Annotated in this window: 22 protein-coding genes and 2 tRNA genes; 9 read left to right on the top strand and 15 right to left on the bottom strand. The window is 60.1% G+C overall.

Annotated features, from left to right (window positions below; translation table 11 throughout):
• Window positions 1–78 precede the first annotated feature (78 nt).
• A complete protein-coding gene (locus BN1118_RS02975; RefSeq protein ID WP_043554503.1) occupies window positions 79–984 on the bottom strand; it encodes an alpha/beta fold hydrolase in 906 nt (301 codons plus the stop codon).
• A 37-nt stretch (window positions 985–1021) separates the two neighbouring features.
• Window positions 1022–2038 carry a phosphoserine phosphatase SerB gene (gene serB, locus BN1118_RS02970; RefSeq protein WP_043554554.1) on the bottom strand — a complete coding sequence of 339 codons (1017 nt, stop codon included), beginning with the start codon at window positions 2036–2038 and terminating at the stop codon, window positions 1022–1024.
• Window positions 2039–2158: 120 nt separating this feature from the next.
• Here serB and BN1118_RS02965 point away from each other — a divergent pair, with 120 nt between their 5' ends.
• Window positions 2159–2776 (top strand): AhpA/YtjB family protein, encoded by a 618-nt coding sequence (locus BN1118_RS02965; protein ID WP_043554502.1) that lies wholly within the window; start codon window positions 2159–2161, stop codon window positions 2774–2776.
• Window positions 2777–2874: 98 nt separating this feature from the next.
• Here BN1118_RS02965 and deoD read toward each other — a convergent pair whose 3' ends face one another.
• From deoD to BN1118_RS02930, 7 genes are all read right to left on the bottom strand, one after another.
• Window positions 2875–3588, bottom strand: coding sequence for a purine-nucleoside phosphorylase (gene deoD, locus BN1118_RS02960; protein WP_043139789.1), 714 nt, complete (start codon window positions 3586–3588; stop codon window positions 2875–2877).
• Between the two features lie 154 nt (window positions 3589–3742).
• Window positions 3743–4951, bottom strand: a complete 1209-nt coding sequence (locus BN1118_RS02955; RefSeq protein WP_043139792.1) for a phosphopentomutase — start codon at window positions 4949–4951, stop codon at window positions 3743–3745.
• Window positions 4952–4965: 14 nt separating this feature from the next.
• A complete protein-coding gene (deoA, locus tag BN1118_RS02950; RefSeq protein ID WP_043554501.1) occupies window positions 4966–6297 on the bottom strand; it encodes a thymidine phosphorylase in 1332 nt (443 codons plus the stop codon).
• Between the two features lie 106 nt (window positions 6298–6403).
• On the bottom strand, window positions 6404–7177 hold the full coding sequence (deoC, locus tag BN1118_RS02945) for a deoxyribose-phosphate aldolase (protein ID WP_043554500.1): 774 nt from the start codon (window positions 7175–7177) through the stop codon (window positions 6404–6406).
• Window positions 7178–7569: 392 nt separating this feature from the next.
• Complete coding sequence (locus tag BN1118_RS02940) at window positions 7570–7740, bottom strand: XapX domain-containing protein (RefSeq protein ID WP_005305103.1); 171 nt, start codon at window positions 7738–7740, stop codon at window positions 7570–7572.
• A gap of 123 nt (window positions 7741–7863) precedes the next feature.
• Window positions 7864–9138 (bottom strand): NupC/NupG family nucleoside CNT transporter, encoded by a 1275-nt coding sequence (locus BN1118_RS02935; protein ID WP_043139798.1) that lies wholly within the window; start codon window positions 9136–9138, stop codon window positions 7864–7866.
• Window positions 9139–9351: 213 nt separating this feature from the next.
• Window positions 9352–10140, bottom strand: coding sequence for a TatD family hydrolase (locus BN1118_RS02930; RefSeq protein WP_043554497.1), 789 nt, complete (start codon window positions 10138–10140; stop codon window positions 9352–9354).
• Between the two features lie 40 nt (window positions 10141–10180).
• Between BN1118_RS02930 and tppF the strand changes: the two genes are divergently transcribed.
• Window positions 10181–10798, top strand: a complete 618-nt coding sequence (gene tppF / locus BN1118_RS02925) for a type IVa pilus pseudopilin TppF (RefSeq protein WP_084213987.1) — start codon at window positions 10181–10183, stop codon at window positions 10796–10798.
• Between the two features lie 320 nt (window positions 10799–11118).
• Here tppF and rlmD read toward each other — a convergent pair whose 3' ends face one another.
• From rlmD to BN1118_RS02910, 3 genes are all read right to left on the bottom strand, one after another.
• Window positions 11119–12471, bottom strand: a complete 1353-nt coding sequence (rlmD, locus tag BN1118_RS02920) for a 23S rRNA (uracil(1939)-C(5))-methyltransferase RlmD (protein ID WP_043554495.1) — start codon at window positions 12469–12471, stop codon at window positions 11119–11121.
• 189 nt (window positions 12472–12660) lie between these two features.
• A complete protein-coding gene (gene amt / locus BN1118_RS02915) occupies window positions 12661–14103 on the bottom strand; it encodes an ammonium transporter (RefSeq protein WP_043554493.1) in 1443 nt (480 codons plus the stop codon).
• Window positions 14104–14633: 530 nt separating this feature from the next.
• Window positions 14634–14719, bottom strand: a tRNA-Leu gene (locus BN1118_RS02910).
• 143 nt (window positions 14720–14862) lie between these two features.
• Between BN1118_RS02910 and BN1118_RS02905 the strand changes: the two genes are divergently transcribed.
• A complete protein-coding gene (locus BN1118_RS02905) occupies window positions 14863–15384 on the top strand; it encodes an RDD family protein (protein WP_043554492.1) in 522 nt (173 codons plus the stop codon).
• 60 nt (window positions 15385–15444) lie between these two features.
• Here the strand turns inward: BN1118_RS02905 and lptG are convergent, their stop codons facing one another.
• Window positions 15445–16515 carry an LPS export ABC transporter permease LptG gene (lptG, locus tag BN1118_RS02900; RefSeq protein ID WP_043139855.1) on the bottom strand — a complete coding sequence of 357 codons (1071 nt, stop codon included), beginning with the start codon at window positions 16513–16515 and terminating at the stop codon, window positions 15445–15447.
• Between the two features lie 141 nt (window positions 16516–16656).
• Window positions 16657–17769, bottom strand: a complete 1113-nt coding sequence (lptF, locus tag BN1118_RS02895) for an LPS export ABC transporter permease LptF (RefSeq protein WP_043139858.1) — start codon at window positions 17767–17769, stop codon at window positions 16657–16659.
• A gap of 172 nt (window positions 17770–17941) precedes the next feature.
• Here lptF and pepA point away from each other — a divergent pair, with 172 nt between their 5' ends.
• From pepA to pbpG, 6 genes are all read left to right on the top strand, one after another.
• Complete coding sequence (pepA, locus tag BN1118_RS02890; protein WP_042866538.1) at window positions 17942–19450, top strand: leucyl aminopeptidase; 1509 nt, start codon at window positions 17942–17944, stop codon at window positions 19448–19450.
• A 163-nt stretch (window positions 19451–19613) separates the two neighbouring features.
• Entirely contained in the window at window positions 19614–20069 is a 456-nt protein-coding gene (locus BN1118_RS02885) for a DNA polymerase III subunit chi (protein WP_043554491.1), read from the top strand.
• A 65-nt stretch (window positions 20070–20134) separates the two neighbouring features.
• Window positions 20135–22987 carry a valine--tRNA ligase gene (locus tag BN1118_RS02880; RefSeq protein ID WP_043554489.1) on the top strand — a complete coding sequence of 951 codons (2853 nt, stop codon included), beginning with the start codon at window positions 20135–20137 and terminating at the stop codon, window positions 22985–22987.
• Window positions 22988–23173: 186 nt separating this feature from the next.
• Window positions 23174–24466, top strand: a complete 1293-nt coding sequence (locus BN1118_RS02875) for a hemolysin family protein (protein ID WP_043139868.1) — start codon at window positions 23174–23176, stop codon at window positions 24464–24466.
• 20 nt (window positions 24467–24486) lie between these two features.
• Entirely contained in the window at window positions 24487–25152 is a 666-nt protein-coding gene (locus BN1118_RS02870) for a DedA family protein (protein WP_043554488.1), read from the top strand.
• A gap of 138 nt (window positions 25153–25290) precedes the next feature.
• A complete protein-coding gene (gene pbpG / locus BN1118_RS02865) occupies window positions 25291–26118 on the top strand; it encodes a D-alanyl-D-alanine endopeptidase (RefSeq protein ID WP_043554486.1) in 828 nt (275 codons plus the stop codon).
• A gap of 320 nt (window positions 26119–26438) precedes the next feature.
• On the opposite strand, the gene BN1118_RS02860 is transcribed toward pbpG, so the two are convergent.
• Window positions 26439–26515 (bottom strand) — tRNA-Arg (locus BN1118_RS02860).
• Between the last annotated feature and the right edge of the window lie 44 nt (window positions 26516–26559).

Genomic DNA, 26559 nt, shown 5'->3' with positions numbered 1-26559 from the left:
GGCCACGGGCCCGCCATTATTTTTATCCCTATATCAGCACATCAGGATAACGGCCAGCGCCCGCCGGCCTTGTCTCCATCACGCCGCCTGCGGGTCGAGCAGCCACGCTAGGATCTGCGGGAAGTGATCCTCCTGTGCCTGTGGCGCCGTCAGCATGTTGATGTGATCGTAATCGAGCCGGTTGCCGTTGTCCTTGCCAAGCCGGGTGTGACGTGTGGCGGACCCCATCTCGGCACTGAAGCGGCGCACGTCGGTCGGGTGCCCCAATACCTTGTCAGCCTTGGCTGAAATCATCCAGAGCGGCGGCCAGTTGACCCGCGCCGCGGCTTCGTCATAGGCAAAGCCGTCGTACGGATCCTGCCAGGGGCCGCACTTGACCCAGGGAATCGTCTCCTGCAGGTAGCGCAGCGGCTCGTCATCCGCCCCCATCTTCAGGCTGCGGGCCGCCAGAAAACCGCTGCGCCGCGCCAGCCAGGGTGCCAGCCGATTCCAGATGAGATCCACCTTCAACCAGCGCTCCGGGTTCTGCACCGAGACGCCACGCTTGGTGCCAAAGAACACCAGGCTGGCGATCTGCCCGGCCAATTCAGGAAAACGCACCAGGGTCGAGGCCATGATGACACCGCCCCAGGAGTGAGCCATCCAGTGCAGCTTGAAGCCGGCATGGCGCGCCGCAATCCAGCGGTGCAAGGCCGGCAGATCCTCGGTGATCAGCTCATGCTGGCCATGCTCGGCTTGCACTGCGATGGCCGGGGTGCTCAGACCCCGGCCGCGCAGGTCGGCCACATAGACTTGATAGCCATGGCGCGCCAGGAAACAGGCAAGTCCCTTGCCCGATTCGGTATAGAAGATGCGGCCATTCTCGATGGCGCCGTGCACCATCAGGATCGGCTCTGCATGCACGGCGACCCGTGGCTGGATGTGGCGCACATGCAGCTGGTGCTCACCACAGGGAATAAACAGGGATTGCTGTAACAGTTCCATTGCTATGCAAGGTCCTCCATGACGTGGGGTGGGTAACTCAGGATCCGTGACGATCCCAACGACGATCGCGACAGGCAAGGGCGCCGAGCAGGCAGATCACCCCTTCCAGATCATGATGGTTGAGGGTGGCGGCCGCCTGGGCCCGCACCAGCGGCTTGGCGTGGATGGCGATGCCAAGAGCGGCCACCGCCATCATCTTGAGATCATTGGCACCATCGCCGATGGCCACTGTCTGGCCAGCGGCGATACCAAAGTCGCTCGCCAGCCGTTGCAGCACCTCGGCCTTGACGCTGGCGTCCACTATGCGCCCTCTCACCATGCCGGTCAGCCGCCCCCCCTCGACCGCCAGCTCGTTGGCGAAGATGGCATCCAGCCCCAGCGCCTGCTGCAGTTCGCCGGCGAAACGGGTGAAGCCCCCCGAGGCGATCGCCACCTTCCAGCCCGCCTGCTTGAGGGTATCGACCATCAATTGCAGGCCCGGCATCCAGGGCATCTGGGCCGCCACCTCGTCGAGAATGGTGACAGGTGCCCCCGCCAGCAGGGCGACCCGATTGCGCAGGCTGTCGGAAAACTCCAGCTTGCCCTGCATGGCCGCGGCCGTCACGGCGGCCACCTGCTCGCCCACTCCCGCCAGGCGGGCGATCTCGTCGATGCACTCGATCTGGATGGCGGTGGAGTCCATGTCCATCACCAGCAAGCCGGGCTCGCTCAGGGTCGGCAGCGCAGATAGATGACAGATGTCGATGTCCCACTCCTCGGCCTTGAGCCACTGCACCAACTCGGGGGAGAACCTGTCCGTACCCAACAACAGCAAGGGCACCCCGGCCGGGCTGCTCGGCGGATAGAGCTGGGCCTGCATATCCTGCGCGGCCAGCGACTCGGCCAGGCGCGCCAGATGGCGGGCGGCAAGGGGCTTGCCAAACAGCACCAGCCAGGCGCCATCCAGCGGTTTGGCAACGGGCAGCAGCGCCTGCGGCGTCAATTGCCACCAGGGGGCACTGGGCAGGCACTCTGGCCACTCGGACAAGGCAGCGGGTAATTGGGACAACAGCATAGAGATAGAGCCTTCCTTGGTGATCATGGGGTTAACAAAGCTGGCCCAGAGTAGCGTATTGCTTTTTGTACAGGCAAGCGCCAAGATCCCGCCACCGCTCGTCGTCAGGAGGTTCAACGCTTGCGTCATCTTCCCATCAAACGTGTTCTCAGTCTGGGTGCCGGCATCTTGCTCGGCCTCTGGGTGCTCGGTGTGCTCATCCATATGCAGGGCGAGAGCCAGGCCTCGCTGCACAGCGAGGCGCGCAACCGTGCCCAGGCACTGGTCGCCTATGCCGCCCGCGACATGAAGCGCTGGATCAAGGAGGACAAGAACAGCGAGCTGGAACGGCTGGCCCAGGATCTGGCCGCCGAGCCCGAGATCCTCGATGCCACCCTCTATGACGCCCGTGGCATCCCCCTCGCCCAGTCGGACGCCGCCGTGCCGCTGGACGGCCTGCTGCCCATCGGCGACAACAACAAATCGCTGCCGGAGCAGGGCAAGGGCCGCATCCAGTTTGTGCAGGAGATCTTGGATGGGGAGCAAACCATTGGCTACCTGCGCATCACACTGGAAGAGCAGCAACTGCTGGCGGACAAGGACACCCGGCTCAAGGTGATACAGGAGAAACAGCGGCTGATGCTGCTGGTGGCGCTGCTGGCCGGCCTGCTCATCTCCTACGGTGTGCGCCGCAACTACATGCGGGTGCGCAAGCACAAGAAGAAGAGCCCACCCTCATCGGGTGCACCGAGCGCCTGATCCCATAGGCTTCAAGGCCCGGTACGGGGCTACGGCCACGAACCATAAAAAAACGGCGACCCTGGGGTCGCCGTTTTGCATGGAGTCTAGGCTGCGGATCAGTCGCCCAGCAGCACTGAGTCCAGTGCGATTTCGATCATGTCGTTGAAGGTCAGCTGACGCTCTTCGGAGGTGGTCTGCTCACCGGTACGGATATGGTCGGAGACGGTGCAGATGGTCAGTGCCTTGGCACCGTACTCTGCGGCCACGCCGTAGATGCCGGCGGCTTCCATCTCGACACCCAGGATGCCGTACTTTTCCATGACGTCGAACATGGAAGGGTCCGGGGTGTAGAACAGGTCGGCGGAGAAGATGTTACCGACGCGCACGGCAACGCCCTTGTTCTTGGCGGCTTGCACGGCATTGGCAACCAGGCCGAAGTCGGCGATGGCGGCGAAGTCGTGATCCTTGAAGCGCAGACGGTTGACCTTGGAATCGGTGCAGGCACCCATGCCGATCACCACGTCGCGCAGTTTCACGTCTTCACGCACGGCGCCACAGGAGCCCACGCGGATCAGGGTCTTCACACCGTAGTCGGTGATCAGCTCTTTGGCATAGATGGAGCAGGACGGGATGCCCATGCCGTGACCCATGACGGAGATGCGACGGCCCTTGTAGGTACCGGTGAAGCCGAGCATGCTGCGCACGTCGCACACCTGCTCGACGTTCTCCAGGAAGGTTTCGGCGATGTACTTGGCGCGCAGGGGGTCGCCCGGCATCAGCACTGTATCAGCAAAGGCGCCATCTTTCGCATTGATATGAGGAGTTGCCATTCTCTTGATTCCTTCACACTAGGTTGAGTTTTATTGTCTTTATTGGTTGCCCGCCACCGAGGTGACGGGCGGGTAAATTACAGGAGGCGAGTGCCGCACTGCAACCTGGGCAGGCCCTGCAGAATAGACCGCAAGGCGCCACCCAAAATCGGCCTTACAGGAAGCTGGTACCGTATTGCAGCTTGGGCAGGCCGTGGTACGCCGCTATGCTCTGGCCTATGTCGGCAAAGGTCTCGCGACGACCGACGGAACCGGCCTTGACCGGCTTGCCGAAGAAGAGCACCGGAATATATTCACGGGTGTGATCGGTACCGTTCCAGGTCGGATCGCAGCCGTGGTCAGCGGTCAGCACCACCACATCGCCATCTTGCAGTATCTCGAACAGCTCCGGCAGACGGGAGTCGAAATACTCCAGTGCATCGGCGTAGCCTTTCACGTCACGACGGTGACCATAGGAGGAGTCGAAGTCCACGAAGTTGGTGAAGACGATGGTGTTGTCACCGGCCGCTTTCACCTCTTCCAGGGTGCGATCCCACAGCTCGGTCAGGCCGGTGCCCTTCACCTGCTTGGTGATGCCCTGGTTGGCATAGATGTCGGCGATCTTGCCGATGGAGACCACCTGGCCACCCGCTTCTTTCATGTAATCCAGCACGGTCGGCGCCGGCGGCAGCACAGAGTAGTCGTGACGGTTGCCGGTACGCTTGAAGTTGCCCTTGCCGCTGCCCACGAACGGACGCGCGATGACCCGGCCTATGTTGTAGGGCTCCAGCAGCTCGCGCACTATGTGGCACAGCTCATAGAGCTTCTCGAGGCCGTAGGTCTCTTCGTGGCAGGCGATCTGGAACACGGAGTCGGCAGAGGTGTAGAGGATCGGCTTGCCGGTACGCATGTGCTCTTCGCCCAGATCATCCAGCACCTGGGTACCGGAGGCGTGGCAGTTGCCGAGGTAACCGGACAGACCCGCCTTCTCGACGATGGCGTCCAGCAGCTCCTGCGGGAAGCTGTTGTGGTGATCGGTGAAGTAACCCCACTCGAACAGCACGGGCACGCCTGCGATCTCCCAGTGGCCGGACGGGGTGTCCTTGCCGGAGGAGAGCTCCTGGGCGAAACCGTAGGCACCGACCACCTCGATATCCTTCTTCAAGCCTGCCGGGAAGTAGCCGGAGGCCAGCTCACCGGCATGGCCCAGACCCAGCTTGTTCAGGTTCGGCAGATTGAGGGCGCCACGGCCTTCAATCTCACCGGCAGCACAGGCCTTGGCGATATGGCCAAGGGTGTTGGCGCCCACATCTCCGAACTTGTCGGCATCGGCGGCGGCGCCAATACCGAAAGAGTCCATCATCAGAATAAAGGTACGTTTCATGGGACTTCCCCTTGTTACAAATCAGCCAGACCGATGCGACGGTAGACCTCAGGCAGGGCCTGGGGTTGAGTGTCACCGATCTTGACAGCCGCCTGCACCATGCTGGCAGCCTGAGCAAATTGCTCTTCGGTTTGAGCGTGGATCAGGGCAATCGGCTTGTCAGCATCGACGCTCTGGCCCAGGCGGATAAAGTCGGTCAGACCGACGGCGTAATCGAGTTTGTCACCGGCGGCGCGACGACCGCCACCCATGGCGACCACGGCCAGACCCAGCTCCCGGGTATCCATGGCCGTCACGAAGCCGGCATTGGCCGCATACACGGGGCGTACAATAGCAGCCTTGGGCAGGTGACTATCATAACGTTCCATGAAGTCAGACGGACCGCCGAGGCCGGTCACCATGCGACCGAAGATCTCGGCCGCCTTGCCGTTGTCGAGCACGGCCTGCAGCTTGCGACGGGCATCGGCATCGTCGCTGGCCAGATGGGCGGAGATCAGCATCTCGGCGCACAGGCTCATGGTGACTTCGTGGATGCGCGGGTTGCGGTATTCACCTGTCAGGTAGCGCACAGCTTCGCGCACTTCCACGGCGTTGCCAGCGCTGGAGGCCAGCACCTGGTTCATGTCGGTCAGCAGGGCCGAGGTGTGGCAACCGGCACCGTTGGCCACCGCGACTATGCTCTTGGCCAGCTCCTCAGATGCCTCAAACGTCGGCATAAAGGCACCCGAACCGACTTTCACATCCATCACCAGGGCTTCCAGCCCGGAGGCGAGTTTCTTGGAGAGGATGGAGCCTGTGATCATGGCGATGGATTCGACGGTGGCCGTGATGTCACGCACCGCATAGATGCGTTTGTCGGCCGGGGCGAGATCCCCGGTCTGGCCTATGATGGCGACACCCGCCTCTTTTACCACTTTCAGGAAGCGGTCGTTGTCGACCGAGGTCTGGTAGCCGGGGATGGCATCCAGCTTGTCCAGGGTGCCGCCGGTGTGACCCAGGCCACGACCGGAGATCATGGGCACGAAGCCACCGCAGGCGGCGACCATGGGGCCCAGCATCAGGGAGACCACGTCACCCACGCCACCGGTGGAGTGCTTGTCGACGATAGGGCCACCCAGATTGAGGTGATCCCAGTTCAATACCATGCCGGAGTCGCGCATGGCGCAGGTCAGGGCAACCCGCTCATCCATGGTCATGTCTTTGAAGTAGACCGCCATCGCCAGCGCCGCAATCTGGCCCTCGCCTATGGTGTTGTTGGTAATGCCCTGAACGAAGAATTGAATCTCTTGGGTACTGAGCGCTTCACCGTTGCGCTTCTTTCGAATAATTTCTTGAGGCAAAAACATCTTTCATTCCCTCCGCCATTGCTGGCGTCACATAAGCCGTTATCCCTGCCCGCGCGCCGTCTGGCGGGGGCATAACAGGGCGAGCCACGCTCGCCCTCTCATCAACTTAGTAACCGCTGGTGTTGGCAGGCTTGTCGCCATGCCCCAGCGTGGCCAGCAGGCTGGCCAACAGGCTGGATGCACCAAAGCGGAAGGTGCGGGCGGATACCCAGTCCTTGCCCAGGATATCTTCTGCCATGGCCAGGTACTGACCCGCCACGGCGGCATCTTTCACGCCACCGGCCGGCTTGAAGCCGACTTTCGGGTTCTTGGCCTTGATCACTTCCATCATGATGCGGGCCGCTTCCGGGGTCGCATTGACCGGCACCTTGCCGGTGGAGGTCTTGATGAAATCGGCACCGGCGTCGATGGAGATCTCGGAGGCACGACGGATCAGCGCCTCTTCTTTCAGTTCACCTGTCTCGATGATCACTTTCAGCAGCGCCTTATCGCCACAGGCTTCCTTACAAGCTTTGACCAGATCGAAGCCAACCTGTTCATTGCCGGCCATGAAGGCACGGTACGGGAACACCACGTCCACTTCATCGGCACCGTAAGCCACGGCGGCACGGGTCTCGGCCACGGCGATCTCGATGTCGTCGTTGCCATGGGGAAAGTTGGTCACGGTGGCGATGCGCACGTCGGCGGCGCCGATTTCACTCAGTGTCTTGCGCGCTATGGGGATGAAACGGGGATAGATGCAGACGGCGGCGGTCAGACCGGCCGGAGACTTGGCCTTGCGGCACAGGTCGATGACCTTCTGATCGGTGTCATCATCGTTCAGGGTGGTCAGGTCCATCAGGTTCAGGGCGCGTTGGGCGGCCAGTTTCAGATCAGTCATTCTGTTCTCCAAAGTCTCGATTTAATCCTGCTTCCAGGGGCGAGCGCCTGCTTGTCGCAACGCAACCAGCAAGACACGACTCCCAAGGATACGGGAATGGAATTACAGCGCGCATGCACAGGCAATATGGCTGTAAATAAGGCAAGAGCCCTGTCACTTTCTTACAAAAGTGCGGACTTGGTTCCATGAAGACTTGAGAAAGGCCGACAACTGCTGACCCGACTTCCCAATCAATTCCATTTGACCGCCAACACCCGATTTGATCGGGCATTAGTCAATGCCAGCACCCTGCTGGCAATGCCTATTTCAGCCGAGATACCCCGTGTTTGCAAGCCGGATTTGCCAATTTCAGAGGTACCTCACATCTGGCAAATCCGGTACTGAAAAGTGCGTTAAGAGAAGAAGCGTGTGAGTATCCAGGAGTACGCCAGCCCCCCCAGATAGACCCCGACTATCCCCATTACCCCGGACAGTACGGGTGGGGCCGGGATCGGCAATTTGAGGAAAGAAAACAACAAGCCAACGATAAAGCCGGCCGCCATCGCCAGTAACACTTCATTCATATAACCTCCGATTTGACTCATTTTATTATTAGTTTAGAAAGGAAAACGGTTGTCACCGCTCCAAACGCGAACGCCACAGCTTTTCGCTGTGGCGTTCGTCTTTACCTGAGTATCAGGCAAATATTACATGGCTGTCAGTGCCAGGAAGAAGCCTGCGATGGTGGCAGACATCAGGTTGGACAGAGAGCCGGCCAGTACGGCCTTCAAACCAAATTTGGCAATGGTGCCGCGACGGTTCGGTGCCATGGAGCCCAGACCACCCAGCAGGATGGCAACGGAGGACAGGTTGGCAAAGCCGCACAGGGCGAAGGAGATGATGGCCTTGGTGTGCTCGGACATGGCCACGCCGTTGATCAGCACTTCATCCTTCAGATAAGGGGCAAAGTTCAGGTAAGCCACGAACTCGTTCACCACCAGCTTCTGGCCGATGAAGGAACCGGCCACCACGGCCTCGCTCCAGGGTACACCGATCAGGAAGGCCAGCGGGGAGAACAACCAGCCCAGCAGCAGTTCCAGGGAGAGCTGCGGATAACCGAACCAGCCACCCACACCGGCGAAGATGCCGTTGATCATGGCGATCAGGCCGATGAAGGCCAGCAGCATGGCACCCACGTTCAGGGCCAGTTGCAGACCGGCGGAGGCACCGGCGGCGGCGGCATCGATCACGTTGGCAGGCTTGTCTTCCAGATCGCCATCGGCATTGTTTTCATCATAATTGGGGGTCTCGGTTTCCGGTACCAGCAACTTAGCGAACAACAGACCACCCGGGGCAGCCATGAAGGAGGCGGCGATCAGGTATTCCATCTTGACGCCCATGGAGGCATAACCGGCCAGCACGGAACCGGCAACGGAGGCCAGGCCACCACACATGACGGCGAACAGCTCGGAGTCAGTCATCTTGGAGATGAAGGGACGCACCACCAGCGGGGCTTCGGTCTGACCGACGAAGATGTTGGCCGTGGCAGAGAGGGATTCGGTACGGGACGTGCCCAGTACTTTTTGCAGGCCACCACCCAGCAGCTTGATTACCCACTGCATGATGCCCAGATAATAGAGAACCGCGATCAGGGAGGAGAAGAAGATGATGACGGGCAGCACGCGGAAGGCAAAGATAAAGCCGCCGCCGCCGAACACTTCAAACATCTTGTTGCTGACCAGACCACCGAACAGGAATTCGATACCGTTTTGACCATAACCGATGACGCTGGAAACGGCATCGGATACACCCACCAGAATATCTCGGCCAACCGGGACGTACAGCACGAATGCACCCAGTCCAGCTTGAATTGCAAAGGCACCGGCTACGGTGCGAATTTTTATTGCTTTGCGATTACTGGAGAACAGCACCGCGATAAGGATGAGTGTTGCCATCCCTACCAGACCCATAATCAAATTCATTATTAACACTTCCTCTTTAGTAGCACCTTCCAGCTTGTTAACAACTTGTATCTCAAAGCCATCAATCAAGGGTGCGCATTATACTAATTACGGTGCGACAAAGTAGAATGCTGGTCACATTTTATAAGCATGAAATGCGCTAGAGGTCGTCAAATTAGACCGCAAACGATTTTTACTCGCCCCGTTTTTTATCATGATGCTATCAAGAGTTAATCAGGTGTTAATTTCAGGATGTCCGAGCGGGAAAGTGTGAAAAGTGGATTCATGTAACACCGCGACAACATGACTCAAGGGCTGTTGCCGCAATTCGGCCAAGAGTTGCGCAATCTTCGGCAAGTTGGCGGGGGTATTCGGAATGCCCTGCAGGCCTTGCAACGGCATGTCTGGCGCATCGGTTTCCAGCAGCAGAGCCTCCAGCGGCATGTCGCGGATCGCCTCCCGGGTCTTGTTGGCCCGCTCATAGCTGATGACGCCGCCGATCCCCAGTCTGAATCCAAGCTGCCAGAACACCTCGGCCTGATGCAGAGAGCCGCTGAAGGCGTGGATGACGCCCCCCCTTGCCGGCTTGAAGCGCCGCAAAATTTTGGCAACCGTGTCGTTGGCCCGCACCGAATGGACTATCAGTGGCAACTCATGCTCCATGGCCAACCTGATCTGCGCTTCAAACCAGGCCAGCTGCCCCTCCTGCGGCACCTGGCTGCGCAGATCCAGCCCGCACTCCCCGACCGCCACCAGGCCAGGGGGCCGGGCAGCCAACAACGCCTGCAATCGCGTCAGCGCGCCCTGGGTCTGGGTGCCCACATACCAGGGGTGAATGCCCAGCCCGTAGGTGATCCCCGGGTACTGCTCCGCCAGCGCCATCACGCGAGCCCAGTTTTCCTCTCCCACGGCGGGGATGATATACTCGCCCACCCCCAACTGCCGGCACTCGGCCAGCAACGCCGCCCTGTCTGGATCGAAGACGGGAAAATCGAGATGGCAATGGGTGTCGATCAGTTGCATGTCGCTTTCACCTGTTTGTCGTACTTGATGGGTCTACTCAATAATGAAACGCTCGAACCATGGCTTTACCCTGATAGAACTGGTGATGGTCATCATAGTGCTTGGGGTCCTGGCCGTAACGGCAATGCCCCGCTTTATCAATATCAAGGATGATGCCCTCAAGAGCACGGTTGCCGCCACCGCCGGCAGCTTCGCCAGCGCGGTGCAGCTTGCCCATGCAGGCTGGGCGGTCAAGGCGCAGGGCCAGGCACTCTACAATCTGGGCAGCATGGGTCAACGCAACCTCGACATCAACCGTTATGGCTGGCCCGCCGGTACGGACGAGGATCAGGGCCGCAAGGGGATCAATGAGCCTTACGTTCCGGGTCAGGGAGACTACATCTCGGTCAGCAACCAGTCAGACTGCCGCCTGCTGTTTCAGGGGCTGCTGGACAGCAGCTATATTGTCGCCTCGGTCGATCAGGATCCCGAGATCCAGGTCAAAGCCGACTATCTGTCCAGCGAGCAACCCGGCAACCATATAGATGAAGATGGCGAGCCTCACAGCAACTGCCGCTATACCCTGCGTGACTCCATCGCCCGCTTCCCGGCCTACCCGGATGGATTGAGCTTTGACTACAACAGCGTTACCGGGGCCGTGACGCGCAATTTTGATTGAGTGACGAGGCGTCGCCCTCCGACGCCGGCTCCTCCTGCTCGTCTTCGTCATAACGCACCGGCGCACAGCAGCGCCGGTTCTCCGGGGTGAGTCTCCACTCCTGACACCAGCCATCGTAGCGAGCCAACCAGCGTAGCAAGATACCTTTCATGGTCTGCACCTCATACTGTCGCCCCCGTCTATTTCCCACCCCTCTGCCCAAATCCAAGTCCGATGCCATGGCTCGGCACCTGAATGGCAGACATAAAAAAACGACTCCATTTGGAGTCGTTTTTAACAGAGCCATCTGGCTAATTCAATCGCTGTGGCGCGAGTGCCTGTCAGCCCTTTGCAGGCAGGCTCAGGCGGGCGACCGCTTCCACATGCATGGAATGCGGGAACATGTCCACCGGCTGCACCTCGTCCAGCACGAAGCCCTGCTTGACCAGCCAGGCGAGATCGCGGGCCAGGGTCTGCGGGTTGCAGGAGACATAGACCAGACGGCGCGGCGCCATGGCGACCAGGGTCTGCAATACCGCCTTGTCACAACCCTTGCGGGGCGGATCCAGCACCACCACGTCGGCGGTCACGCCCTGGGCGTGCAGCTCGGGCATCAGCTGCTCGGCCTTGCCCACGTGGAATTCGGTGTGCTCTATGCCGTTGAGGGCCGCGTTGCGACGGGCGTCGCTGATGGCGCTCTCCACCGATTCTATCCCCACCACCTTGGCAGCCTTGCCAGCCAGGAACAGGGAGATGGTGCCGATACCGCAATAGATGTCGAACACAGTCTCGTTGCCGGTCAGCTCGGCATACTCGAGGGCACTGGAGTAGAGCACATCGGTCTGGGTCGGGTTGTTCTGGAAGAAGGAGAGCGGCGAGATCTCGAATTCGAGCTCGTGGATCTTGTCGCGGATCACCCCTTCACCCAGCAGCACCCGGTTGCTCGCACCCAGAATGCGGTTGGTGCGCTCATCGTTGATGTTCTGCACCAGGGTGGTGATGGGCAGATCGCTCAAGCTCGCCAGCAGCTCGGCTTCGAACGGCAGTGTTTCACCCAGGGTCACCAGCACCACCATCAGCTCGCCGCTCTTGAATCCCTTGCGGGTCATCAGGTTGCGCACACAGCCGGTGTGATTCACTTCGTCATAGGCGGCGATGTCATGCTCGCGCATCCAGCCACGCACCCGGGCGTTGAGCTCCACGTGCAGCGAGTCCTGCACGGCGCAATCGTCCGCTGTGATGAGATCGTGGGAGTGCTTGCGATAGAAGCCAATCTCGGCGCCGGCCTCACAGCCACGCACCGCATATTGCGCCTTGTTGCGATAGGCGAACGGACTCTCCATGCCGAGGATGGGGTTGACCGTGGTGTCACCCAGCCCGACCTGTTCCAGTGCGCTCTGCACCAGTGCCTGCTTGAGCTTGAGCTGGGCCGGGTAGGCCAGCGGGCGCACCTGGCAGCCACCGCATTCTGTGTTGGGGCAGAAATCGGCGACCCGATCGGCAGACGGCTGGAGCAGCTCGGTCAGCTTGCCATGCAGATAGTTCGGCTTGACCTCGGTCAGCTCAACCAGCGCCTGCTCACCGGGCAGCAGACCCTCGACAAACAGGGGGCGATCGAACAGGCGTCCCTTGCCATCCCCTTTGTCGGTCAGTTCCAGGATCTCGATCTGGTGTTGATGTCCCACTAACGGCATGAGCGGCTCCAAAGGCGTAGAAAATGATGGGGAAAATGGGGCAAGCCCATTTAGGGTGGCAGAGTTTAGCGGAGATCCTGTCAAATTGCAGGCATAAAAGCTGGGGCAAAACGCACTCCACTTTATGCAGACATAAAAAAGCCGCCGGCATAACCGGCGGCAATCCTGTCAGCAAGTGACCCGACGTGGTTACAGGCTATAGGCTTTCTCACCGTGGGTGGTGACATCCAGCCCTTCCCGCTCCGCATCTTCCTTCACTCGCAGGCCGATGAGCAGATCCACCAGCTTGTAGGCCACGACCGAGACGACCCCGGACCAGAGGATGGTGACCCCGACCCCGATGGCCTGGATCTTGACCTGGGCCAGGATGGAGTAGCCTTCCGCGACCTGGTTGGTGACATAGTCCCACACCCCGGTACCGCCCAGATCCGGGCTGGCAAAAACGCCGGTCAGCAGCGCACCGAGAATCCCGCACACCCCGTGTACGCCAAATACATCCAGGCTGTCATCGGCTCCCAGCAGGCGCTTGAGGCCGTGCACCCCCCACAAACCGGCCACGCCGCTGATGAGGCCCATCACCAGGCCACCGCCAACCCCGACGAAGCCGGCCGCCGGGGTGATCACCACCAGACCGGAAACGGCGCCGGAGGCAGCACCCAGCAGGGAGGGACGCCCCTTCATCACCCACTCGGCCAGGGTCCAGGAGAGCGCAGCCGCAGCCGGTGCCACCCAGGTGTTGATGAAGGCCAGTGCGGCTATGCCGTTGGCTTCCAGCGCGGAGCCGGCGTTGAAACCGAACCAGCCGAACCAGAGCAGGGAGGCCCCTATCATTGTCATGGTGAGGCTGTGCGGTGTCATGGGATCACGTCCGTAGCCCAGACGCTTGCCCACCAGATAGGCCCCCACCAGACCCGCCACGGCGGCGTTGATGTGCACCACGGTACCGCCTGCAAAATCCAGTGCACCATGCTGGAACAGATAACCGGCCGTCGCCGTTGCGGTCGCCGCCGCCTCGGCCGTGGTATAGGCATCCGGGCCCGCCCAGTACCACACCATGTGGGCCAGCGGTATGTAGGCGAAGGTGAACCAGATCACCGAGAACAGCAGCACGGCGGCAAACTTGATGCGCTCGGCGAAGGCACCCACTATCAGGCCGCAGGTGATGGCCGCAAAGGCCCCCTGGAACACCACGTAGATGAACTCGCTGATGCCGACTCCCTTGCTGAAGGTCGCCGCAATGGAGTCAGGTGTGACCCCCTTGAGCAGCGCCTTGCTGAAGGAGCCGTAGACACTGTTGCCCTCGGTGAAGGCCAGCGAATAACCGTAGAGGATCCACAGCACGCAGATGAGCGAGAACAGGGTGAACACTTGCATCAACACGCTCAGCATGTTTTTGCTGCGTACCAGACCGCCATAGAACAGGGCCAAGCCCGGAATGGACATCAGGATCACCAGTGCTGCCGACAGCAACATCCAGCTGTTGTCCCCCTTGTTGATGGTCACAGCGGCAGCGACTGGCGCCGCAGCCTGTACGACGTCGGCCGATGCGGCCACCACCTCTTCAGCCCAACTGGGGGCGGCCAGCAAGGCGGCAAGCGCCAACAGGCCAGTCATCACGAGTCTCTTGAGCATACTGCCATCTCCTTCCCTGTCGTCCCGGCACCTGTCCGGGTCCATTTCCTGATATGAACATCGAATCCGACAATCCACACAAACTCACACTCAGCACACACTTGCCACTGCCCTGGTCATGCTTCCTTCATCGGGCAGCGTCATGGCGACATGATTGCTTTAAAGCATAAAGCAGGCCAACTCACTAAGTTGATTATAATCAACACCTTAATATCAAGTAGGTTGACCAATGCACCAGATTGGATCACAAGCTGCGCCAACCTGAGCAAGCGCGCACTTCTGCTGTGCAGCGCAACCAGCACGCACCGAAATAGAGCAGATCATAAGCCGGAACAGATTGCAGAGCGGTGACGGACACACAGCCGAATGCGGCAGAAACAAGCCATTCAGCATACGAACGATGAGAGTGCTCATGGACAAAGGGATAAAGGGATAAAGGGATAAAGGGATAAAGAAGGGAACACCAAGCGGAAAGGAGGCAGAAAAACAAAAGGCCATCATTGCTGATGGCCTTTTGTCACTGAATCTGATGGTGCCCGGGGTCGGACTCGAACCGACACGATTATTCATCGGCGGATTTTGAATCCGCTGCGTCTACCGATTTCGCCACCCGGGCAACTGCGAGGGATTATACGAATGGCGCGATGCCATGCAAGGTGTTTTTCGCGTGCGCACTCTCGTTTGCTCATTTATTCAACGCCTTGCCGATGAGGGGTCAGTTACATAGAATGCCCGCATCATATTAATGGAATAAGAACGATGGCCAAGCGTAAACCAGTCCAACCCACATCCACCTCTCCCACCGCCCCCCACTACCCTTCGGCGGGCCTGTTGCGCCGACTCGGCGCCCTGCTCTATGACTATCTGGTAGTCATCTCCTTGCTGATCATCGCCGGCTTCATCGGTATGGGGGTGGCACACTTGCTGCTGGCAACCGGCGCCGCCACCATCCCGGAAGGCAAAGATGCCTCCTGGCTGCTGACCAGCCCGATTTACAGTGCCTGGCTCGCCTTCATCATCTGTGGCTTTTACACCTGGTTCTGGACCCGTGCCGGTCAGACCATAGGCATGCGCGCCTGGCGTCTGCGTATCCAGAATGCGGATGGCAGCAACATCCGCATCACTCAGGCGCTGATCCGGCTGGCGACGGCGGCCTTCGGCCTCGGCAACCTGATGTGCCTGTTCAACCGCAAGGCACCGCGCGCCTTTCAGGACATCTGGTCCGAATGTGAAGTGGTGGTGCTCGGCAAACAGGAAAATCTGGAGCAGTTGAACCGCTAACCCGCTACAACAACAAAAAAGGGCACCCAAGGTGCCCTTTTTGCATTACCGCACAGCGTATTACTGCTTGCGACTGAGGATATAGAAGGAGATACCGCCAAACAGCAGACTGGGGGCGATGGCGGCAAGGATGGGCGGCACCGCATACACCAGGCTGATGGGGCCGAACACCCGATCGCTCACGTAGACAGCGAAGCCGGTCATGATCCCCATCAGCATCCGAGCGCCCATGCTCACCGAACGCAGCGGGCCGAAGATGAAGGAAGAGGCCAGCAATATCATGGCCACCACCGACAGCGGCGACAGCAGCTTGCGCCACATCTCCAGCTTGTAACGCCCGGCATCCTGCTTGTTGGCATCCAGATAGCCGATGTAGTCGAGCAGCCCGGCCACCGGCAGGTTTTCGGGGTCGATGCTCACCACTCCCAGCTGCTTGGGGGTGAGCTCCGAGGTCCACTCCATCTGGGCCTGAGTCTCGCTCTGGATCTGCTTGGGATCGTCGAAGCGGGTCACCTGCACCTGCTTGAGCAGCCAGTGATGCTGCTCGAACACCCCTTCCTGCGCCTGCAGGATATCGATCAGTTTGCGCTCCGGGGTGAAGCGATAGAGGGTGATACCGGTCAGGGCGCCGTTGTTGCGCACCCCGTTGATGTTGACGAAGTTGTTGCCATCGCGCGCCCAGACCCCGTAAGCCGAGACCGTCAGCCGTCCTTCCGACAGGGCCCCCGCCTTGACGTCATCCGCCATCCGCTTGGCGATGGGCGCCACATACTCACCCATCAGGCCCACCAGTATCATCAAGGGGATGGCCGTCTTGAGTGCCGCCATCACTATGCTGATCTTGGAGCGACCCGCCGCCTGCATCACCACCAGCTCCGAGCTGGTCGCCAGCTGGCCCAACCCTATGAGCCCGCCCAGCAGGGCTGCCAGCGGGAAGAACTGAACCGCCTCCTTGGGCATGGAGAGCAGGACGTAATAGAGCGCATTGATCATGTCGTAGTTGCCTTCCCCCACGGATCTGAGCTGCTCAACATACTTGATGAGCGCAGCCAGCCCGACCAGGGTCAGTTCGCACAACAGGACCGACATGAAAATAACCCGGCCGATATATCTATCGAGAATACCAAACATCAGCAGAAACTCCCCGGTTGCAGCATCATGCTGATTTTTTCCTCAAATACAGACGTATAGAGAGGAAGCGACATCAAAATGATCCGGTCGCCATGTCTATCGAGAATGCCAAACATCAGTAAAGACTCCCAGATGGCAACATCATGCCGATTTTCTCTTGAAATAGAGGGTCTTGATCCCGTTCCACCAGCTGGTGCCCTGCAGGTTGAGCGGCAGACCGATCAACAGCAGATAGGCCAGCGGCACCAGGAACATCCCAGGCCAGTGGGGCAGGCGTCCGCTGTCGATGGCCGAGCGCGCCGCGCTGAGCAACAGGAAGTAGGAAAGATAGAGCAAGATGGCCGGCAGCAGCTTGGCGTAACGCCCTTGGCGGGGGTTGACCCTGGCCAGCGGCACCACCAGGAAGGTGAGCACCAGGATGGAGAGCGGCAACGACAGGCGCCACTGCAACTCGGCCATCATGCCGTTGTCCTGCGTTCCCAGCAGCTCCAGGGTCGGCTTGGCGGCCGCCTTGCGGCTGGAGCGCTCCATCTCCTGCTGGCGGATCACCAGGCTGTACTCGTCAAATTCGGAGATCTGGAACTGCTTGCTGCTGAAGTGACCCTCGTAACGGGAGCCATCCTTCAGGGTCAGCCACTGCAGGCCGTTCTCATCGACCGTCACCACCCCCTCCGTCGCCACCACCACTGAGGGCGGCTTGCCCTCCTGGGAGCGTTGCAGCACGAAGATCTTCTGCAGCCGTGAGCCCTTGTCGTTCAGCTCCTGGATGTAGGCAACGAGGCGCCCCTTGTCGAGCTCCATGAAACGGCCGGCCTGCAGGAAGGAGATACCCGGATCGGCCTTGAACTCGTCGATCACCTGATACTCGCGCTCCTTGGCCTGCGGGGCGATCCAGCCGGTATTGAAGGCGGCGACGGCCGCGGTCAGCAAGGCCAGCACCATGGCGCTGCGCATCACGAAGCGGTGGCTGAAGCCCACCGCATGCATCACTGTCATCTCACTTTCGGCATACAGGCGACCGTGAGCAAACAAGATGGCTAAAAACAAGCTGATAGGCAGCATCAACAAGGCCATATTGGGCAGGTTGAGCAGCAACAGGGTGGAGACCAGGCGCGTCGGCACCTCGCCATCGGCGGCATCACCGATGATCTGGATAAATTGTTGGCTGACAAAGATAAGCAGCAGCACGAACAACACTGCCAGCTGGGTTTTCAGGGTTTCCCTGAACAAATATCGGAAAACGATCACAGTCATTCCCAAGTAAACTTGTGTTTTTAGTCGAATGCCTGAAAAATAGGGCCGTATATTGGATTTTTACCAGTTTGAACTGCGGAGCCTATGGCTGTTCGCTCCGCCTCTGATACCCCAACAAGCACCGCATTATTCAATAAAAGGTGCCTTTTGTCTTTAGGATGTAGGAGATTCCATGGAGTTCAGTGTAAAGAGTGGCAGTCCTGAGAAGCAACGCAGTGCCTGCGTCGTGGTCGGCGTATTCGAGCCGCGTCGCCTCTCTCCGGTTGCCGAACAACTGGACAAGATCAGCGATGGCTATATCAGTTCGCTGCTGCGCCGTGGCGACCTGGAAGGGAAACCAGGCCAGATGCTGTTGCTGCATCAAGTACCGGGCGTGCTCAGCGAGCGCGTATTGCTGGTCGGTTGCGGCAAGGAGCGGGAACTCGACGAACGCCAGTACAAGCAGATCATCAACAAGACCATCACCACCCTCAACGAGACGGGTTCCATGGAAGCGGTCTGCTTCCTGACCGAACTGCACGTCAAGGGTCGGGATACCTATTGGAAGGTGCGCCAGGCGGTGGAAACCACCAAGGCGGGCCTCTACAGCTTCGATCAGTTCAAGACCAACAAAGCCGAGCCGCGCCGTCCGCTGCGCAAGCTGGTGTTCAACGTGCCGACGCGTCGGGAACTGACCATTGGTGAGAAAGCCATCTCCCACGGTCTGGCCGTGGCGAAAGGGGTGCGGGTCTGTCGCGACGTGGCCAACATGCCGCCCAACGTCTGCAACCCGGCCTATCTGGCCTCCCAGGCTCGTCGTCTGGCCGATGCCTTCGACAACATCACCACCAAGGTGATCGGTGAGCAGGAGATGGCCGAGCTCGGCATGAACTCCTATCTGGCGGTGGCCCGCGGCTCCGAGAATGAAGCCATGATGGCCATCATCGAATACAAGGGCAACGCCGATGCCAAGCCCATAGTGCTGGTCGGCAAGGGTCTGACCTTCGATTCCGGCGGCATCTCCATCAAGCCGGCCGAAGGCATGGACGAGATGAAGTACGACATGGGTGGCGCCGCCTCCGTGCTCGGCACCATGCACGCCCTGGCCCAGTTGCAGCTGCCCATCAACGTCATAGGCGTGCTGGCCGGTTGCGAGAACATGCCGGGTGGCAACGCCTATCGCCCGGGTGACATCCTCACCTCCATGTCCGGCCAGACCATAGAAGTGCTGAACACGGATGCGGAAGGCCGCCTGGTGCTGTGCGATGCCCTCACCTACGTGGATCGCTACGATCCCGAGACCGTCATCGACGTGGCGACCCTGACCGGTGCTTGCATCATAGCGCTGGGCCACCACACCACGGGGCTGCTGGCCAACCACAACCCGCTGGCCCACGAGCTGCTCAACGCCTCCGAACAGGCCGGCGATCGCGCCTGGCGCCTGCCGCTGTTCGACGAGTATCAGGAACAGCTGGAGAGCCCGTTCGCCGATATGGCCAACATAGGCGGTCGTCCGGCCGGCACCATTACCGCTGCCGCCTTCCTGTCGCGCTTCACCAAGAAGTACAACTGGGCCCACCTGGATATCGCCGGGACCGCCTGGAAGAGCGGCAAGGATAAAGGCTCTACCGGTCGTCCGGTTCCCCTGCTGACCCAGTTCCTGCTCAATCGGGCCGGCGTGGATATCGAAGAGAAGGAGTAACTCCCCTGCCCCTTCCGGTGAATACATCGGAAGCGCGGGAGTTGCCCAGTACAACAAGGAAGAGGCCCGCCTCTTCCTTGTTTCATTGAGTGCTGGCAGGAAAACACCCCTGCCAACCCTCACTGGCGGTCAATAGTCCGTCACCGCAAACGGGATCAACCTGATGAGCCAAGTGACCTTTTACCTGATGAGCGAGCCGGATGACGCGCAGGCCACCGCCGTCGAGCGGCTCGCCTGCCAGCTCGTAGCCGATGGCTGGAGTGCGGGCCATCTCTACCTGCTGTGCGACGACGAAGCCCAGGCCCTACGCCTGGACGAGCTGTTGTGGCAATTGCCACCTGAGCGTTTCGTGCCGCACCAGCTGCAGGGCGAGAGCGGTCAGGCGCCGGTGGAGATAGGCCATCAGCCGCCGAAGCGGCGCTATGCCCGCCTCATCAATCTGGCCAGACAGACACCTTTGTTTGCAGGACACTTCGCTCAAGTGGTAGATTTTGTCCCCACTGACGAAACGCAAAAGCAGCAAGCCCGCGAGCGCTACAAGCACTATCGCCAGGCAGGCCACGCCCTCGAGATGAGGGATCAGCCCGTCCTTGCCGCACCGGATCCGGCGCAGCCCTGACTGCACCACCCTCGATCCACGACGAATCAACACCAGACTCCATCCATCCAGAATACGGCGAGACCATGGAAAAGACTTTTAATCACAACGCCATCGAACAGGCGCTCTATCAGCACTGGGAAGCCCAGGGTTACTTCAAGCCCCACGGCGACACCAGCAAAGACTCCTTCTGCATCATGATCCCGCCGCCGAACGTCACCGGCAGCCTGCACATGGGTCACGCCTTCCAGCAAACCCTGATGGACACCTTGATCCGCTACAACCGCATGCAGGGCAAGAACACCCTGTGGCAGGCGGGCACAGACCACGCCGGTATCGCCACCCAGATGGTGGTGGAGCGCAAGATCGCCGCCGAAGAGGGCAAGACCCGTCACGACTACGGCCGTGATGCCTTCATCGACAAGATCTGGCAGTGGAAGGAAGAGTCAGGTGGTACCATCACCCGTCAGATGCGCCGCCTCGGCGACTCTGTGGACTGGGAGCGCGAGCGCTTCACCATGGATGAGGGTCTCTCGAGCGCCGTGCAGGAAGTGTTCGTCCGTCTCTATGAAGATGGCCTGATGTACCGCGGCAAGCGTCTGGTGAACTGGGATCCGAAACTCAACACCGCCATCTCCGATCTGGAAGTGGAAAACCGCGAGATCAAGGGCCACATGTGGCACCTGCGCTATCCGCTGGCCAACGGTGCCAAGACCGCTGAGGGTCAGGATCACCTGATCGTCGCCACCACTCGTCCGGAAACCATGCTGGGCGATACCGCCGTTGCAGTGAACCCGGAAGATCCCCGTTACAAGGCGCTGATCGGCCAGCACATACTGCTGCCGCTGGTGAACCGTCTGATCCCCATAGTCGCCGACGAACACGCCGACATGGAGAAGGGCACCGGTTGCGTGAAGATCACCCCGGCCCACGACTTCAACGATAACGAAGTGGGCAAGCGCCACAACCTGCCGATGATCAACATCTTCACCCTGGACGCCCACGTGCGCGCCGAGGCCGAAGTGGTCGACACCAACGGCAACCCCAGCACAGCCTACGACGCCGCCCTGCCGAGCGAGTTCGCCGGTATGGAGCGCTTTGCCGCCCGCAAGGCCATCGTGGCCAAGCTGGACGAGCTGGGCCTCTTGGCCGAAATCAAGGATCACGTGCTGCAGCAGCCCTACGGCGATCGCGGCGGCGTGCCCATCGAGCCCATGCTGACCGACCAGTGGTACGTGCGCGTGGCGCCCATGGCCAAGACCGCCATCGAGGCGGTGGAAGATGGCCGCATCCAGTTCGTGCCCAAGCAGTACGAAAATATGTACTTCTCCTGGATGCGCGACATCCAGGACTGGTGCGTCTCCCGTCAGCTGTGGTGGGGTCACCGCATCCCGGCCTGGTATGACGATGCCGGCAATGTCTACGTGGGTCGTGACGAGGCAGAAGTGCGAGCCAAGCACAGCATACCGTCCGTGACCACACTGCGTCAGGACGAAGACGTGCTCGACACCTGGTTCAGCTCCGCCCTGTGGACCTTCTCCACCCTCGGCTGGCCGAACAACACAGAGGCGCTCAAGACCTTCCACCCGACCGACGTGCTGATGAGCGGCTTCGACATCATCTTCTTCTGGATCGCCCGGATGATCATGATGACCATGCACTTCATCAAGGACGAAAACGGCCAGCCGCAAGTTCCGTTCAAGACCGTCTACATCACGGGTCTCATCCGTGACGAAGAAGGCCAGAAGATGTCCAAGTCCAAGGGCAACGTGCTGGATCCGCTCGACATGATCGACGGTATCTCGCTGGAAGACCTGATGGAGAAGCGCACCGGCAACATGATGCAGCCGCAGATGGCCGAGAAGATCGGCAAGCGTACCGCCAAGCAGTTCCCGGAAGGGATCGAGGCCCACGGCACCGACGCCCTGCGCTTCACCCTGGCGGCGCTGGCCAGTACAGGTCGTGACATCAACTGGGACATGAAGCGACTGGATGGCTACAACAACTTCTGCAACAAGTTGTGGAACGCCTCCCGCTACGTGCTGATGAACACCGAAGATCAGGATTGTGGCTTTGCAGGTGGTGAAATGCAGTTCAGTCTGGCGGATCGCTGGATCCAGTCCCAGCTGCAAGTTGCCATCCGCGACTTCCGCACCGCGCTCGATACCTACCGCTTCGACATCGCCGCCGGCGTGCTGTACGAATTTATCTGGAACCAGTTCTGTGACTGGTATCTGGAGCTGACCAAACCGGTGCTGGGCAAGGGCTCCGAAGCCGAGCAGCGTGCCACCCGTCACACCCTCGTGACCGTGCTGGAAACCCTGCTCCGTCTGGCACACCCGATCATTCCTTTCATCACCGAAACCATCTGGAAATCGGTGGCGCCGCTGACCGGTGTGCACGCCGACACCATCATGCTGCAAGCCTTCCCTGAGTTCGATGCCGACAAGGTAGACGAGGCCGCCATGGCGGATCAGGAGTGGGTGAAGGAGTTCATCGTCGGCATTCGCAACATCCGCGCCGAGATGAACGTGGCGCCGAGCGTGGGCCTGAACGTACTGCTGAAATGCGATGCCAAGGACGCCCGCCGCGCCGGTGACAACGAGGCCTTCCTCAAGTCGCTGGCCCGTCTGGAATCCATCCGCGTGCTGGCGGACGGCGAAGTGGCCCCCCTGTCGGTGAAGAAGCTGATCGGTGCCACCGAGCTGATGATCCCGATGGCCGGTCTCATCGACAAGGATGCCGAACTGGCCCGTCTGGCCAAGGAAGTAGCCAAGCTGGTCGGCGAGTGTGGCCGCATCGAAGGCAAGCTCGGCAACGAGGCCTTCGTGGCCAAGGCGCCGGAAGCCGTCATCGCCAAGGAGCGCGAGAAGCTGGAAGAGTATCGCGCCCAGCTGGTGACCCTCGAGACCCAGCAGGCCGAAATCGCCGCCCTGTAAGGCAGTTTCACGCCTGAAAAAGCCCCCTCCCGCAGGGGGCTTTTTGTTGCCATAAACCCCTTCTCACGGCCTTTCTTCGCCCCTCTGTACAAAATTAGCGAGCCAAATCACCTGCTTTCACAAGCGCATCGCCCCCAAATTCATTACACTGCCAGCGATCTTTTCTACTCGGAGTGCTGTTGCAGTATGGAAATATTGATCCTGTTTGGATTGATTTTGCTTAATGGCGTCTTTGCCATGTCGGAAATCGCCATCGTTACCGCACGCAAGGCTCGCCTCAGCAAGATGGCGAGCGAAGGCAGCCGCTCAGCCGCCATTGCCCTCAAACTGAGCGAAGATCCGACCCATTTCCTCTCCGCCGTCCAGATCGGCATCACCAGCATCGGTCTGCTCAACGGTATCTACGGCGAATCCCTGCTGGCCCAACCGCTGGCCCTCTGGCTGCAGGAGTGGGGCATGGCCGCCAAGAGCAGCAGCCTGCTCGCCACCGTGCTGGTCATAGTCGTGGTCACCTACCTCTCCATAGTCGTCGGCGAACTGGTGCCCAAGCGCCTCGGCCAACTCAGCGCCGAGCGCATCGCCTGTCTGGTGGCCCGCCCCATGCTGTGGCTGGCGGCCATCACCCGCCCCTTCGTCTGGCTGCTGTCAGCCTCCACCAAGGCCAGCCTGCGCATCCTGCGCGTCAGGCAGGATGGCGGGGCCAACGTGACCCAGGAGGAGATCCACGCCATGCTGGTGGAGGGCTCCGAAGCCGGGATCATCGAAGACCACGAACACACTATGTTGCGCAATGTGTTCCGCCTCGACGAGCGCAGCCTCTCCTCGCTGATGGTGCCACGCAGCGACATCCGCTATCTGGATCTCGCCCTGCCGCTGGAGGTGAACCTGCAACGGCTGGTGGAGTATCGCCACAGCTTCTTCCCGGTTTGCGATGGCAGCCTCTCGGATCTGGTGGGCATACTCAACGTCAACAAGGTGCTGCACGCCTATATCAAGGGGGAACCCATCGATCTGGCGGCCCTGACCCAGGATGGCAGCCTGTTGCCGGAGACCCTCAATGGCCTGGAGCTGCTCAATCACTTCCGCGCCCACTCCGAGCACATGGTGCTGGTGGTGGACGAATACGGCGAGCTGCAGGGGTTGGTCACCCAGCAGGATCTGCTGGAGACGCTGGCGGGTGACTTCCAGCAGGATAACAGCGATGACAACTGGGCCTTCCAGCGCACCGACGGCAGCTGGCTGCTCGACGGCCTCATTCCCCTGCCGGAGTTGAAGGACTGCCTGGGACTGGTTCGGCTACCGGAAGAAGAAAAACATCACTATCACACCCTCGGAGGGCTTATCATGCTGCTCCTTGGCCGTGTTCCTCAGACCGGAGATCTGGTGACTCTGGAGCAGTGGCAACTGGAAATTGTCGACATGGATGGTCTGCGCATCGACAAGGTGCTTGCCATGCCCTTGATCGATCAACCCAGCTAATTTAAGCGGAGCTTGTGAGTATGGAGCAGTTTTACCAACTGGCTCACGCCTTTATGCATCAGGATCTGGCGATGCTGTCGGATCCCAAGATGGCCTTCATGGTCTGCGGCGTGTTGCTAACTTTTCTTGTGCTGGAAAACGGGTTCATCCCCACCGCCTTCCTGCCCGGCGATAGCCTGCTCATCCTGACGGGTGTGCTCATCTATCAGGACGTGCTCCCCCTTGGCATAGTGCCACTGCTGATCCTGGCCACCTTCGTCGGTACCTGGTTCGGCTATATGCAAGGGCGCTTCCTGGGTCATACCCGCATGTACCATCGCCTGATGTCCCACATGGACGACAAGCACAAGGAGAAGGTGTTCTACCTGCTCAACAAGTACGGCATCCTGACCCTGATCACCGCCCGCTACATCGCCTTCGTGCGCACCGTCTATCCCTACATAGTCGGGGCGACCGAGATCCCGCAGGGGCGCTTCCTCATCGTCAATCTGGTCAGCTCCATCATGTGGGTCACCCCGCTGGTGAGCCTGGGTTACTACCTGAGCCACACCAAGCTGGCGGCCCAGTACGAATCGCAGTTCCTCAGCATCATTCTCTACCTGCCGCTGGTGCTGCTGGTCGGTGGTGTTGTCGCCCTCATCTGGCGCTGGCTGAGCAAACGCAAAACCGTCACCCCACGGGATTGAGACAAATGGAAAGGGCCATCGCAGGATGGCCCTTTTTTTATCGAAATAATGGCGAATTACTCTCTGGTGCTCTTGTAAAGCAGGGGTAAAAATGAGTGAATCTAGCGCCTTTTTTTCGACGTGAACGGAGTCGGTAGTATGCGGTGTCGGGTTAGCGCAATCGCGCTGGTATATGCATTGGTTGGACTGCTGGGCTTGCCAGCAGCATTGGCTGCCCCCAACCCGGCCAAACTGCAGTTGCAATCGAGCAGCGCCCTGGTGATGGACGTCAATACAGGCAAGACCCTGTATCAGAAGAATGCCACCCGGGTACGGCCGATCGCCTCGATCACCAAGCTGATGACGGCACTGGTGGTGCTGGATGCTCGCCAGGATCTCAACCAGATCCTGACCATAGATCAGAATGACAGGGATGCCATCAAGCACACCTATTCCCGGGTGCGCATGGGCACGAAAGTAACACGTCGCGATGCGCTGCACCTGGCACTGATGTCCTCCGAGAACCGGATGGCCTCGGCCCTGGCACGCCACTATCCCGGTGGACGCCCCGCCTTCGTGCGCGCCATGAACAACAAGGCCAAGCAACTTGGCATGCGCAACAGCCGTTTCTACGACTCCACCGGCCTGTCGACGCGCAACGTCTCCACTGCCCAGGATCTGGCCAGGCTCATCTCTGCCGCCTATCGCCAGCCGCTAATCCGTGAGTTCACCCAGGACACCAACAAGGAGATGCGTTTCAGCACCCCCGCCTACAGCCTGATGTTCAACAACACCAACCCGCTGGTGAAGAACCCGGACTGGGATGTGCGCCTCTCCAAGACGGGTTTCACCGACGAGGCGGGCCGTTGCCTGCTGATGCGCGCCAAGCCGGACAGCCGCGAGCTGGCCATAGTGCTGCTCAACTCGGTGGGCAAGCGCACCCCGATCGGCGATGCCAACCGCATTCGCAAGTGGCTGAAAAGCTGAGTTTCCAACCCGAAATTGAAAAAGGATGCTGCGGCATCCTTTTTTATTGTCCGCAGATCCACACCTCGTCTCCACCCGCCTCAGCATGTGCCCTCAGCGCGCCTCAGGACGCAGCAGGGAGCCGGAACTTACCGGGATTGCTGCCGGGCAAAGGAACGCCGCATGGTGCGATAGGACAAGGAATTCAGAGGGATAGCGGGAGAAGAACAGAGGAGCAAGGGAGGCAATACCTGACGGTGCCCTGCGGCGGGGTGTCGACCTTTACCCGCCAGATCCGGCCCATAAAAAAACAGCCCCGACCTGAGTCGAGGCTGTCTGTATGGTGCGCCCGGGAGGATTCGAACCTCCGACCACCTGGTTCGTAGCCAGGTACTCTATCCAGCTGAGCTACGGGCGCTCATAAACTTTTGGTACTGCTAAAATGGTGCGCCCGGGAGGATT

Source organism: Aeromonas bestiarum, assembly GCF_000819745.1.
Taxonomy (GTDB): Bacteria; Pseudomonadota; Gammaproteobacteria; order Enterobacterales; family Aeromonadaceae; genus Aeromonas; species Aeromonas bestiarum.
Note: the sequence above shows the minus strand (reverse complement) of the source record. Positions and strands in the feature narration are given on the sequence as shown.